This window comes from Olleya sp. YS, assembly GCF_029760915.1.
Classification (GTDB): Bacteria; Bacteroidota; Bacteroidia; order Flavobacteriales; family Flavobacteriaceae; genus Olleya.
In genome coordinates this window covers 398,970-413,233 of record NZ_CP121685.1, presented here as the reverse complement: position 1 = coordinate 413,233, position 14,264 = coordinate 398,970, and the positions used below count along the sequence as shown (strand labels likewise).

At 33.2% G+C, this 14,264-nt stretch carries 10 protein-coding genes; 4 read left to right on the top strand and 6 right to left on the bottom strand.

Features of this window, described 5'->3' with window-relative positions; translation table 11 throughout:
- Window positions 1-3: 3 nt before the first annotated feature.
- The 3 genes from Ollyesu_RS02030 to rsfS all read right to left on the bottom strand — a co-directional run bounded on the left by Ollyesu_RS02030 (window position 4) and on the right by rsfS (window position 3,069).
- Entirely contained in the window at window positions 4-612 is a 609-nt protein-coding gene (locus Ollyesu_RS02030) for an LUD domain-containing protein (RefSeq protein WP_279302144.1), read from the bottom strand.
- A 111-nt stretch (window positions 613-723) separates the two neighbouring features.
- Window positions 724-2,688 (bottom strand): ATP-dependent zinc metalloprotease FtsH, encoded by a 1,965-nt coding sequence (gene ftsH, locus Ollyesu_RS02025; protein ID WP_279302143.1) that lies wholly within the window; start codon window positions 2,686-2,688, stop codon window positions 724-726.
- A 9-nt stretch (window positions 2,689-2,697) separates the two neighbouring features.
- Window positions 2,698-3,069 (bottom strand): ribosome silencing factor, encoded by a 372-nt coding sequence (gene rsfS / locus Ollyesu_RS02020; RefSeq protein WP_279302142.1) that lies wholly within the window; start codon window positions 3,067-3,069, stop codon window positions 2,698-2,700.
- Between the two features lie 95 nt (window positions 3,070-3,164).
- Here rsfS and Ollyesu_RS02015 point away from each other — a divergent pair, with 95 nt between their 5' ends.
- Window positions 3,165-3,890 (top strand): biotin--[acetyl-CoA-carboxylase] ligase, encoded by a 726-nt coding sequence (locus tag Ollyesu_RS02015; RefSeq protein WP_279302141.1) that lies wholly within the window; start codon window positions 3,165-3,167, stop codon window positions 3,888-3,890.
- On the opposite strand, the gene Ollyesu_RS02010 is transcribed toward Ollyesu_RS02015, so the two are convergent.
- Both Ollyesu_RS02010 and pyrE read right to left on the bottom strand, forming a co-directional pair.
- Window positions 3,874-4,281 (bottom strand): SRPBCC family protein, encoded by a 408-nt coding sequence (locus Ollyesu_RS02010; protein ID WP_279302140.1) that lies wholly within the window; start codon window positions 4,279-4,281, stop codon window positions 3,874-3,876. The genes Ollyesu_RS02015 and Ollyesu_RS02010 overlap by 17 nt on opposite strands.
- A gap of 60 nt (window positions 4,282-4,341) precedes the next feature.
- Complete coding sequence (pyrE, locus tag Ollyesu_RS02005; protein WP_279302139.1) at window positions 4,342-4,986, bottom strand: orotate phosphoribosyltransferase; 645 nt, start codon at window positions 4,984-4,986, stop codon at window positions 4,342-4,344.
- Window positions 4,987-5,108: 122 nt separating this feature from the next.
- On the opposite strand from pyrE, the gene Ollyesu_RS02000 reads away from it, so the two are divergent.
- Together Ollyesu_RS02000 and Ollyesu_RS01995 are read left to right on the top strand one after the other, a co-directional pair.
- Window positions 5,109-5,690 carry an NUDIX domain-containing protein gene (locus Ollyesu_RS02000; protein WP_279302138.1) on the top strand — a complete coding sequence of 194 codons (582 nt, stop codon included), beginning with the start codon at window positions 5,109-5,111 and terminating at the stop codon, window positions 5,688-5,690.
- 186 nt (window positions 5,691-5,876) lie between these two features.
- Window positions 5,877-8,456, top strand: coding sequence for a T9SS type A sorting domain-containing protein (locus tag Ollyesu_RS01995; protein WP_279302137.1), 2,580 nt, complete (start codon window positions 5,877-5,879; stop codon window positions 8,454-8,456).
- Window positions 8,457-8,523: 67 nt separating this feature from the next.
- Here Ollyesu_RS01995 and Ollyesu_RS01990 read toward each other — a convergent pair whose 3' ends face one another.
- Complete coding sequence (locus Ollyesu_RS01990) at window positions 8,524-10,260, bottom strand: M14 family metallopeptidase (protein WP_279302136.1); 1,737 nt, start codon at window positions 10,258-10,260, stop codon at window positions 8,524-8,526.
- Window positions 10,261-10,438: 178 nt separating this feature from the next.
- Here Ollyesu_RS01990 and Ollyesu_RS01985 point away from each other — a divergent pair, with 178 nt between their 5' ends.
- Window positions 10,439-14,194, top strand: a complete 3,756-nt coding sequence (locus Ollyesu_RS01985) for a T9SS type A sorting domain-containing protein (protein ID WP_279302135.1) — start codon at window positions 10,439-10,441, stop codon at window positions 14,192-14,194.
- The last annotated feature ends 70 nt before the right edge of the window (window positions 14,195-14,264 follow it).

Below are 14,264 nucleotides of genomic sequence, written 5' to 3'. Positions count from 1 at the left end.
AAACTAAAGGTCTTCTAAAAGCAACAAATATAAGTTTTTTGAACTGCTTCCGTAAGATAAAAAGTCTTTTTCCTCTTGTAATTTAAAATGCTTTATGGTCGTTATATTTGTTGGAATATTTTTAGTGTTTTTGTTTTTAATTTCTCTTAAGCCTTCACCAATATTAGACACTATTTGACTTGTTGTAGCAAACACTATGACGTTGTTAGGAAACTCGTTAAGTTTTTTTTCGGCTAGTTGGTTGGAGCACACTAATAAAGATCCGTCATTGGCTATTAAGTTTTCGCATGTTGTAATAAAATACGTGCATTCGGATAACGTATCGCTTACTTTTAATTGCGAACTTTTAAACTTGTCTTTTAGATTATCATCGTAAAAATATACCGAATGGTCTTCCCAATTATTTTCGAGGATGATATTATTGAGGTTGTCATAAACTTCATCTAACGAGTCACAATACAAGAACTTACCACCATTTTTTTTGAAGTTTATTGTAAAACTCTCATCAATTGGTAGTTCCTTTTGAGGCATATATTTACCTCTCTCTTCGGACTTTAATTCCTGTTTTTCTTTTTGAGATTTAGAACTAAAAAATTTTCTAAAAAGGCTCATTTACACGTTGCTATAATCACAATTCTGTTATGGGATTACCAAATATAAAAAATCTTAGACTATCAAACGAGATAATCTAAGATTTTTATGCTTATTACTAAGAGTTTTGTATTATTCCTCCTCTTCGTTACTAGCTTGAAGTTTTTCTGAAGGCTTTTCGATAACATTGTCAAACGGACGTTTTCCTAATATTTCTTCTAAATCTTCTCTAAACAAAACTTCTCTTTCTCTTAAACGTTCTGCCAATAAGATTAAAAGATCTTTCTTTTCTGATAGAATAGAGATAGCTCTTTGGTATTGCGTTTCAATGATATTTTTAATTTCGGTATCAATTAATTCTGCTGTTTTCTCGCTGTATGGTTTTACAAATCCATTTTCTCCTGTTGGGTCATAATACGTTATGTTACCAACTTTTTCATTTAAACCATAAATCATTACCATTGCTTTAGCTTTTTTGGTAACGCTTTGCAAATCACTAATTGCTCCAGTAGAAATTTTATCAAACATTAATTTTTCGGCAGCACGTCCACCCATGGTCATACAAATCTCGTCTAAGTATTTCTCGGTTCTAGTGGTATGAGCTTCTTCTGGTAAATACCAAGCAGCACCAAGACTACGACCTCTAGGGACTATAGTTACTTTTACAAATGGATCTGCATGCTCTAAAAACCAGCTTGTGGTTGCGTGACCTGCTTCGTGATAGGCAATAAGATTTTTTTCTTCTTCAGAGAAAATAGTGCTTCTTTTTTCTAAACCACCAACAATTCTATCTACTGCATCTAAAAAATCTTGTTTTTCAACTTCTTTTTTATTTTTTCTTGCAGCAATCAATGCAGCTTCATTACAAAGGTTGGCAATGTCTGCACCAGAAAAACCTGGTGTTTGTTTAGATAAAAAGTCTACATCTAATCCCTTCGACTTTTTTAAAGGTTTTAAGTGTACTTCAAATATTTCTCTACGTTCTGTTAAATTTGGTAGATCGACATGTATTTGTCTGTCAAAACGTCCAGCACGCATTAACGCTTTATCTAAAATATCTGCTCTGTTGGTAGCTGCAAGTACAATAACGTTTGTATTTGTACCAAAACCATCCATTTCTGTTAACAGTTGGTTAAGGGTGTTTTCACGTTCGTCATTACTTCCTGACATTGCATTTTTACCTCTAGCTCGTCCAATAGCATCTATCTCGTCAATAAAGATAATAGCTGGAGATTTTTCTTTAGCTTGTTTAAATAAATCTCTAACACGTGAGGCACCAACACCAACAAACATTTCTACAAAATCAGAACCTGATAATGAAAAGAAAGGGACTTTAGCTTCTCCAGCGACTGCTTTAGCTAATAATGTTTTTCCTGTTCCTGGAGGTCCAACAAGTAAAGCGCCTTTTGGTATTTTACCTCCTAAATTGGTGTATTTTTCTGGATTTTTTAAGAAATCTACAATTTCCTGAACCTCTTCTTTAGCACCTTCAAGTCCAGCAACATCTTTAAAAGTAGTTTTAACTTGAGATTTTTCGTCAAACAATTTAGCTTTAGATTTTCCAATATTAAAAATCTGTCCACCAGCACCACCTCCTCCTCCAGAGGACATACGACGCATAATAAAAATCCAAACACCAATAAGTAACACAAATGGTAATAAACTAAATAATAATTCGCCCCATGGATTACTTTCTATACTAAAAGTGACTTCTGCAGCATTGTCTTTGCCTAATTCTTTATTGATTTCGTTAATGGATTCCTGAAATAACGCTAAATCTCCAAATTGAAAAGAGTAGTTAGGTAGCTTAGTAGCAGACGGGAAAATAGAAGTAGGTTTAGAGTTTTTATGAATCTCTTTCTCTTGGGCTTCCTTAGTTAGATATACCTTTGCTGTAATTTCGTTAACAATGTCAACTTTTTCTACATCACCATCTCTTAAATATTCAAAAAATTGTGATGGAGATGTTTTATCAGCACTTCCAGATCCACTTCCAAAAAACTGAAGTGCAATAAAGAAAATAATAATGCCACCATAAATCCAGTACGGATTAAATTTTGGTTTTTTTGGAACTGTATTTTTATTTTTATCTGCCATGAAATGTGTTTAATAATTTGTTTCGATAAGTGTTACTTTGGCATCTCCCCAAAGACTTTCTATATCATAATATTCTCTTATATGTTTTTGAAATACATGTACTACTACATTGACGTAGTCCATTAATATCCATTCTGCATTGTCTTCGCCTTCTATATGCCAAGGTTTGTCCTTTAATGATTTACTAACTTTTTTCTGAATAGAATTGACAATGGCGTTAACCTGTGTGTTAGAAGTTCCTTCACAAATTACAAAGTAGTCACAAACTGTGTTTTCAATCTCTCTTAAATCAAGAATATTTATGTCTTTTCCTTTTACATCTTCAATACCCTCAATTATTGTTGCAATTAGGGCATCTGCGTTTGATTGTTTTTTCGCCATTAATAAGATTTATATTTGTGCAAAGTTATTATTTTTAAGTTCTTTATACTCTAAAAAAATCATAAGATTTTATAATACGAAGATAATTATTTAATATGCGTATAATCAAACTTAATGCCACCGATTCTACAAATCGATTTCTTCGTAATCTAAGTTTAGAAAGTCCTGTTAAGGATTTTACTGTAATTGTTACAGACGACCAAACGCAAGGAAGAGGTCAAATGGGTACGTCTTGGCAATCGCAACCCTTTAAAAACCTAACCTTCAGTGTTTATAAACGTTTTAAAGGATTATTGCCTGAGCAACAATTTGATATTAGCATGGTTGTATCTTTAGCTATAATTAAAGCTTTAGCAATCCTAAATATCCCTAAGTTGAGCGTAAAATGGCCAAACGACATTTTGTCAGACAACCAAAAAATTTGTGGTGTTTTAATAGAAAACGTCATAAAGCAAAACCATATTGAATCTTCTATAATTGGTATAGGTTTAAACGTCAATCAATTGCAGTTTAATAACCATCCTAAAGCTAGTTCTTTAAAACAGTTAACTGGTATTACTTATAATTTAGATGACGTATTACAACTTATTTTAAAACAGTTGCAAGTTGAATTTAAGAATTTTACTAAAGACAACGTTTTACTAAAAACTACTTATGAGTCTTATTTATTTAGAAAAGAAAAACCTTCAACATTTAGATCTGCCGAAGGTTTGTTTTCTGGTATTATAAAAGGCGTATCTAACGAAGGATTACTTGAAGTTTTAATAGAAGATCAAGTATTAAAAACCTTCGATTTAAAAACTGTTACGCTACTGTATTAATGGCATTAGGCATATTAGTTGCTAAAGTTTCAATAAATTTATTAATTGGTCCTTTAATCATCATGGCCATCATCGCATTAAATTCGCCTTCAAAAACAAGTTGTACTTCACTTTTGTTGGCATCTACTTGAGTAATATTAGCGATTAAAGAAAAATCTATTTTTCCACCAGCTGCACCCAACACTATTTGACTGTTTGGCGTGCTTTCTTTCTTTTTTAATATTATTTCTGGCATTCCTTTTAAGGCAAACAAAAATTTATCTTCTCCCAACACTTCAAATTTACTGATGTTTTCAGGCATCAGGCTTTTAAAATTTTTGATATCGCTTAAAAAGTTAAACGTGTCTTCTGTTGATTTATCTAAAGTAACTTTAGGGCTTTCTAGTCTCATAATTAGTATGTGTTTTATAATTTAATAATATTGTTAGGTAGTAACAACATGGATGTAGTATCAATTAGCGTTCCAAACACTAGGGTTGGCATTCCATTGACTTAAAGTCTCTATTTGATCTTCTGTAATATATTTACTAGAGGCTGCTTCAATCAATAAATTTTCATAGTTACTTAATGTATGCAGCGTCATGTTTTCGTTTTCAAAATTGGTATTTGCTACTTTAAAACCGTAAGAAAAGATAGCAATCATCCCTTTAACGTTTACATTAGCTTCTCTTAAAGCCTTTACAGCATTAAGACTACTTTTACCAGTGCTAATTAAGTCTTCAACCACCACCACGTTTTGTCCACTTTCTATGTGTCCTTCTATTTGGTTTTTTCTACCATGACCTTTAGCTTCTGGTCTTACATATATAAAGGGTAGTCCTAAATATTCTGCTACTAGCATACCAATGCCTATCGCTCCAGTAGCAACACCAGCTATAACGTCTGGTTTTCCGTAGTGTTCTTCGATAAACTTACTCATCTCTTCTCTAACGTAATTTCTTATTGTAGGATACGATAGTATAATACGATTGTCACAATATATAGGAGATTTCCAGCCAGAAGCCCATGTAAATGGATCATTAGGTTGAAGTTTGATGGCATTAATTTGTAATAATACTTTGGCGGTTTGCCTTGCAGTTTGGTCGTTAAAAATCATAAAGCAAAAATACAGATAAATTTAATTTGACTTAAATTAAATTTTAAAATAAATAAAGAGCATACAACTATCTGATTAATTTTAATATTTTTACCAAAAATAAAAAAGCACCGCCAGTTTTAATGCAACCCATTTTTGTTAATGATAAGCCTATTTACTTAACCACTAAGGTAGAAAAAGAGACCGACTTTAAAAATTTCTTGCTTAAGGATGCTAATATCGAGTTAATACTCAAAACCTTGTCTAAAAAATCCATTAATTCTGTTAGACTTATAGGTCATAAAGAAGATAAATTACTTAAGTCTTTCAAGAAAAAGTTACCTAACGTTGTAGCTGGAGGTGGAAAGGTGCATAACGATAAAGGAGATATTCTTTTTATTTATAGGAATGATAAATGGGATTTACCTAAAGGGAAAACTGAAGGAAAGGAATCTATTGAAGAAACTGCTATAAGAGAGGTTAAAGAAGAAACAGGAGTCGGTAAACTTGAAATCGTAAAACCATTACCAAATACCTATCATATTTTTAAACGTAACGGAAAGGTGAAATTAAAAATAACGTATTGGTTTGAGATGTACTCTACATTTTCTGGTAAATTTTATCCTCAATTAAATGAGGGGATTACTGAGGTTAAATGGTTAAATACAGAAGAAGTAAAGAAAGCGTTGGGTAATTCTTATTCCAATATCAAACTTCTGTTTTAATAGTATTACAACTATTAAAAAAGTCTTTGCACGATAAAAAAAATTATTAATTTTTACATTTAATCTGCTAAAAATGTAAGTTTTATCCTTTTAAAGACAAATATTGCATTTAGGCTATTTTTTTTCTGTAAGGGTTTTCTGTTAGGTAAATTTGTTAGGTAAATGTTAATAATAAAAACCAAACGTATGTGTAAATTTTTACCTAACCAAACACTAAATTTTAGAGCTCTATTTACTTTAGTTGCTTTAATTTTTTCATTTCAAGCTTATGCTTTTGTAGACACCAATTGTGGATCAATTTCTGGATTTGAATTTTCTAATGGTGATTCAACAATAACAATTAATGATAATCAATCTTATTTTATAGGAGACTTACCAAACAATTTTTATGTTGATTTATTAGTAGATGGTTACTCACAAAGTGCCAAATTTGATGTTACAAATCTAGATACAGGTCAGTGTTATAATATTACTGAAAATCATTTACCATATACATTTCCAGGAGGAAATTGCGCATGGAATTTTGGATGTGGAGATTTTAGAATTAAAGCAAGATTATACAAATATGATGGATGTGGAACAATCTGTGATACAGAAACTATAAATTTTTCAATTACATGTACTCAATCATGTGGAGATATATCTGGATTTGAATTTTCAAATGGATCTGACACTGTTTCCATAGTAAATGATGGTTCGTATGACATTGATGCTTTGCCAGATAATTTTTATGTAGACCTATTAGTAGATGGTCAGTCTGAAAGTTCTAGCTTGAGATTAGAAAATTTAAATACTGGTGATGTTTATAATGTAGGTGAAAATCATCTTCCTTATACAATTCCAGGTGGTAATGCTGCATGGAGTTATGGTACAGGATATTTCAAATTAAAAGCAAAAATCTTTGAATTTGACTATTGTCAAGGAGATCCATGTGACGTGCAGTCAATTTATTTTACAATAAACGATAATGTTTGTGGGCAAATAGATGGATTTGAGTTTTCGAATTTTTCTGACCCTTCAGTAGCGATAGTCGATGGTGGTAGTTATGATATCAATAGTATACCTGCTAATTTTAATATTAACGTATTAACATCAGGGAATATTGAAAGCACATTCAACACACTAACTAATATAGATACAGGTGAAGTGTATACCAATCTAGAAAACGTTGTGCCTTACACATTCCCAGGAGCAACAAACGAAGTTTGGAATTTAGGTTGCGGAACATTTAATTTCTGTTCTAGTGTATATGATCAAAACCATGCCAATGGAACAGAATGTGATACACAGTGTATAACATTTACAATAACTAATTGTTGTGGTACAATAGATGGATTTGAGTTTTCGAATTTTTCTGACCCTTCAGTAGCAATAGTCGATGGTGGTAGTTATGATATTAATGCTATACCTTCTGACTTTAACATTAATGTATTAACTTCAGGTAATGTTGAAAGTGCGTTTAACACCCTAACTAATTTAGATACAGGCGAAGTATATACAAAACTTGAAAACGTAATACCTTATACATTCCCAGGAGCAACAAATCAAGTTTGGAATTTAGGTTGTGGTACGTTTAATTTTTGTTCTACTGTTTACGAAGAAAATAATGCTAGCGGAACAGAATGTGATACACAATGTATAACATTTACTATAACTAACTGTTGTGGAACTATCGATGAATTTGTTTTCACTAACGGAACAGAAGATGTTTCTATTGTAGATGGTAGTACTTACGATTTATCTGAGTTGCCTTTAGATTCCTACATCAATAGTATTGTTAGTGGAACTGCAGATAGTGTTATGTATACTATAACAAATACAGACACTAATATTTCATCTTTACTTACAGATAATAGTATGCCTTATACATATCCAGCTGGTGAAACATCATGGGATTTAGGTATTGGTAACTTCATGATTACAGCGCAATTGTATACAGTTTCAACAACAGGCGATTGCGATAATTCAACAGATAGAGTAGCCAATAATAATACTACTAATTCAAAATCTGCAACTAGTAATAATTGTCTTCAGTTATGTGAGGTACAAACTATAAGTTTCACATTAACAGATGGTGTTGCTTGTCAACCTGTTTCAGCAGGAACAGGATCGTTAGCTGCTAGTGTAGTATTAGTTGATCCAAATGTTGACTTTTTTGTAACTGTAACACCAAATGGTGATGCATCAATTCCTCAAGGATATCAATTAGGTACTGTTGTTACAAGTGGAAACGCATTAACTATTCAACAAGTAAGTAGTACAACAACAATACAGTTACCAGCAGTTGGAGGAAATTATAAAATACATATGTTGGCTTATAATCCTTCAACATTAGATTTAAACGATATTAGTTTAGGGGTAACTACTGCTTCTGATGTGCTTAATTTAATTAATAATGGTCAAGTATGTGCAGATCTTGATACAGTTGGAGTTTCAATTTTAGTAATTCTTTCAGGATCTACCGATAAGGTAGCTAATAATTCTAGAACAAGCAATACTAGTAATAGCGACGATGTAACTTTAGTTTCTGATATTAAATTATATCCTAATCCAGTTGTTAACGAGTTAAACGTTGATATCACATTATTAGAAGGTGAAGTACTTAATTACACTATGATAGATTTAAATGGTAAACAAGTACTTTCTGGATCACTAACTAGTAATAGAAATATAATTAAAACAAAAGAATTAGCTGGAGGACTATATATATTAAAATTAAAGTCTGAAGGAAGAAGCTTTACTAAGAAAATTTTAGTAAATAAATAATCTTTAAAATAAATAAAGAAAAAACCGTTACAATTGTAACGGTTTTTTTATGTTTTGTAAATTAGTTTTAATGTTTTATGCGATATATAGGATATTGTAAATGCGCTTGTTCGTAATTATCACTTTGTTTATGCAACCAATCTAATTGCGCAAACCAGTTATTTTTGAAATTGTTGTCGGTTACTTTTTTCCTGTTGAATTCATTCTTGATTTCTGGATGATTATTCAGTAGTAATTTAGCTTTGTCTTCCCATACATAAGGCGAAAAACCTTCTTTTTGCTGAAGAACGGTATCAAAGAAATTCCAATTAAAAAATGAATCAGGTGCTTCAGGCTCTAAGGTTTCTAGTAAATACCTAAATGCTTTTTGATTAGTTTCAATAATATAATCTCCTTTCTTAAAAGTCATTTCTTCTTCAGAAACCTTTACAGTAGTATTGTAATGTTGATAATGCCCTTCATAAGCTCGATTTCTAGTCTCAAAAGCATCGATTTTATAAGATTGTACCATAAATGTCGAATCTTTCTCAAGTGGTTTCATCTCAACTTGATTTAGCTGTAATAACTCAATAACAGACCACCAACCTTGAGGAATGATATAAGCTTTAGGAATAGTTACTTCTGTTTTAGGCTTAAAGTAATTTTGATATACTACAGGTTTTGTAAACGGTTTTGTAGGGTCATATTGTAAACGTTTTGCTCCTGTAATATCACTATCAATCATTTGTCCTTCAAACCCTTTAAATTGCAAAGTCGATGTCTGTGTAGTGTCTATTTGCCAAGCTAAAGGATAGGTGTCTTGGTTTTTTAAATCTCCAATAGCAGTATCACGAAGTGTTTTTATCGTGTCATGGTCTTCTTCAATAATATCTATCATGGATATCATTAGCTCATAGGTACCCTCAACGCGTTGTTTGTAAGGTTTTAGCATATGCGTTTCTACCATCATTCCTAACGTATTAAACAATGTAGTATAGCCTGTAGAATACCTTGGACTATCCATAAATTGAGAAAATCCTGCTTCAGGGACTTGATTAAATACATTAACATAAGGTGTAATATCCCAGCTTTTATTAGCAAGTTTTTGCTCTAAATTGGGCTGTATTTTGGTGTGTAAGTAATTACCCAATGCTCCACCTAATTTATTATGTTGAGTGAATAAATGGGTTAACGTATATTGGTAGTCTGCACCATTACTAACATGATTATCAATAAAAACGTCTGGTTGTATCATATGAAAAATTTGTGCAAAAGTCTTAGCGTTTTTGGTGTCCGATTTAATAAAGTCTCGATTCAAATCATAGTTTCTAGCATTTCCTCTAAATCCATAAGCCTTAGGCCCATTTTGATTGGTTCTAGTACCAGAATTTCGATTTAAACTACCTCCAACATTATAAATAGGAATAGTTGTAATAACAGTATGTTTTGGCATTTTTATAGTGCCATTAGCAATATCTCTAAATAGCATCATGGTAGCATCTATACCATCAGACTCTCCTGGATGGATTCCATTATTTATTAATAGGATGCGTTTCTCTTCTCTAAATAAATCAAAGTCAAAACTCTTATCAGGATTTAAAGTCACTAAATGTAATGGTTTTCCAGAATCGGTCTTACCGAAACTATCTATAGAGATTTCTGGATATACATCAGCTAAATTTTGATAAAACTGAATAGTTTCAACATATGTAGCAGTCTCTAAGCCTTCACTATTTTCAAAAACAGTAGTAAAATCAAATTGTTTTTTTGCTGAATTAGTACAAGAGAATATTGTAAATAGATATATTATAAAAAGTTTTTTCATCATTAATTTATTTGGTGTAAACATGACAAATATAATAATATTGGCTGTTGTTTAGTTAGTTTTTAAAACTTGTAAATCAGCAAGTTGCAAAAGTTAAAATTGTTAAAGATATATTAAACAGAATATCTCAATGATTATTTTGTTTAACTTTATTGAATATTAATTAAACAAAAAAGCGATGAAAAAAGAAATTACTTTCCGACTTCCCAAATCTACCATCCTATTTTTGTTCACTTTATTTTTTTCCTTTCAATCTTACGCTAATGATGACTTAGTATGTGGTCATATTAACAACATTGAATTTTCAAATGGTAATGAAATAACTACACTTGAAAATGGCGGGAATTACAGCATTGGAGATTTACCAAGTAACTTTTATTTAAGTTTAAATGTCAGTGGTTACTCTCAAAGTGCTAAATACCGAGTTACTAATTTAGATACTGGTGAAGTAATAAACATAATTGAAAATCAATTACCATATACTTTCCCAGCAGGAAATACAGCTTGGAATCTAGGAGTAGGTAATTTTGAAGTTAAGGCTAAGCTATATAAATTTAATTATGCATTTGGATTTAAGTGTGATGAAGAAGTTGTTACTTTTTCTTTAAGTGATAATACTTGCGATGCCAATGCAGGCACAATGAGTGCAGACGCTTCACCAGTGACATTAGTAAACGGAACAGCTACCATAAGTGCAACACCAAATGGAGATGCACTAGTACCAGCAGGCTATAGCAACATATATGTATTAACTCAAGGCGATGGATTAGTAATAGTCAACGCAGGAGGTACACCAAGTTTTGATGTGACCGAAGCAGGAGATTACACCATCCACAGTTTAGTATACGATCCAAACACGTTAGATTTAAGCATTGTTGTACCAGGACAAACTACAGGATTTGATGTCAATGGATTATTACTTCAAGGAGGCGGAATGATTTGCGCAAGCTTAGATGTTGCAGGAGCACCAATTATGGTAGAGACTTGCGATGCCAATGCAGGCACAATGAGTGCAGACGCTTCACCAGTGACATTAGTAAACGGAACAGCTACCATAAGTGCAACACCAAATGGAGATGCAATAGTACCAGCAGGCTATAGCAACATATATGTATTAACTCAAGGCGATGGATTAGTAATAGTAAACGCAGGAGGCACACCAAGTTTTGATGTGACCGAAGCAGGAGATTACACCATTCACAGTTTAGTATACGATCCAAACACGTTAGATTTAAGCATTGTTGTACCAGGACAAACTACAGGATTTGATGTGAATGGATTATTACTTCAAGGAGGCGGAATGATTTGCGCAAGCTTAGATGTTGCAGGCGCACCAATTATGGTAGAGACTTGCGATGCCAATGCAGGCACAATGAGTGCAGACGCTTCACCAGTGACATTATTAAACGGAACAGCTACCATAAGCGCAACACCAAATGGAGATGCAATAGTACCAGCAGGCTATAGCAACATATATGTATTAACTCAAGGCGATGGATTAGTAATAGTAAACGCAGGAGGCACACCAAGTTTTGATGTGACCGAAGCAGGAGATTACACCATCCACAGTTTAGTATACGATCCAAACACGTTAGATTTAAGCATTGTTGTACCAGGACAAACTACAGGATTTGATGTCAATGGATTATTACTTCAAGGAGGCGGAATGATTTGCGCAAGCTTAGATGTTGCAGGCGCACCAATTATGGTAGAGACTTGCGATGCCAATGCAGGTACAATGAGTGCAGACGCTTCACCAGTGACATTGGTAAACGGAACAGCTACCATAAGCGCAACACCAAATGGAGATGCAATAGTACCAGCAGGCTATAGCAACATATATGTATTAACTCAAGGCGATGGATTAGTAATAGTAAACGCAGGAGGCACACCAAGTTTTGATGTGACCGAAGCAGGAGATTACACCATTCACAGTTTAGTATACGATCCAAACACGTTAGATTTAAGCATTGTTGTACCAGGACAAACTACAGGATTTGATGTCAATGGATTATTACTTCAAGGAGGCGGAATGATTTGCGCAAGCTTAGATGTTGCAGGCGCACCAATTATGGTAGAGACTTGCGATGCCAATGCAGGCACAATGAGTGCAGACGCTTCACCAGTGACATTATTAAACGGAACAGCTACCATAAGCGCAACACCAAATGGAGATGCAATAGTACCAGCAGGCTATAGCAACATATATGTATTAACTCAAGGCGATGGATTAGTAATAGTAAACGCAGGAGGCACACCAAGTTTTGATGTGACCGAAGCAGGAGATTACACCATTCACAGTTTAGTATACGATCCAAACACGTTAGATTTAAGCATTGTTGTACCAGGACAAACTACAGGATTTGATGTCAATGGATTATTACTTCAAGGAGGCGGAATGATTTGCGCAAGCTTAGATGTTGCAGGAGCACCAATTATGGTAGAGACTTGCGATGCCAATGCAGGTACAATGAGTGCAGACGCTTCACCAGTGACATTAGTAAACGGAACAGCTACCATAAGCGCAACACCAAATGGAGATGCAATAGTACCAGCAGGCTATAGCAACATATATGTATTAACTCAAGGCGATGGATTAGTAATAGTAAACGCAGGAGGCACACCAAGTTTTGATGTGACCGAAGCAGGAGATTACACCATTCACAGTTTAGTATACGATCCAAACACGTTAGATTTAAGCATTGTTGTACCAGGACAAACTACAGGATTTGATGTGAATGGATTATTACTTCAAGGAGGCGGAATGATTTGCGCAAGCTTAGATGTTGCAGGAGCACCAATTATGGTAGAGACTTGCGATGCCAATGCAGGTACAATGAGTGCAGACGCTTCACCAGTGACATTAGTAAACGGAACAGCTACCATAAGCGCAACACCAAATGGAGATGCAATAGTACCAGCAGGCTATAGCAACATATATGTATTAACTCAAGGCGATGGATTAGTAATAGTAAACGCAGGAGGCACACCAAGTTTTGATGTGACCGAAGCAGGAGATTACACCATCCACAGTTTAGTATACGATCCAAATACGTTAGATTTAAGTATTGTTGTACCAGGACAAACTACAGGATTTGATGTCAATGGATTATTACTTCAAGGAGGCGGAATGATTTGCGCAAGCTTAGATGTTGCAGGAGCACCAATTATGGTAGAAGAATCTCAACAGTGTAATGCACAAGCAGCTGTCATGTATTCTCAAAGTCCTATTAATTGTCTTTCAGGTGGAACAGCTAATCTTACCGCTACTGTATTTCAAGATGCGGTAGTACCAAATGGTTATTCAGAAATATTTGTATTGACTAACGCTTTTGGATTAACTGTTTTAGATGTTTCAGCAACTCCGAGTTTCGACATTAGCACGACTGGCTTCTATCGTATTCACAGTTTAGTCTATGATCCAAATACTTTAGACTTAAGTGTGGTAGTACCAGGAACAACTACTGGTTTTGATGTTATTAATTTAATTAATGATAATAACATATGTGCATCATTAAATCCTAATGGAGCAATAAACATAGTTATAAACAACACTTGGTTCTGTAATTTTATTAGTAATTTCTTTAATAACAACCGTGTGGATATTAGCGAGTATTTAAATACAGCAGTATTAGAATTTGATAGTTATGAAGCTTTCAAAAACTCATTTACTGAAGCAAATGCAAATACAGACATTAAATTATTTCCTAATCCAGTAATTTCAGAATTAAATATTGACATACAAGTATTTGATGATGAAATAATGAATTACACTATTAATGATGCAAGTGGACGACAAGTTATGAGTGGTATTTTAAATACAAATGGTGGAACCTCAGTCATAAATACTAATGCATTATCTAGCGGAATGTACCTAATTAGTTTAGAGTCTGAATATAGAACAATCACTAAAAAAATAGTGGTGAATAAATAGTCTTTTTTTTAGAGTATTTATTTTAAGAGCTACAAAAATCTTGTAGCTCTTTTTTTGTTAGCTATTAAAT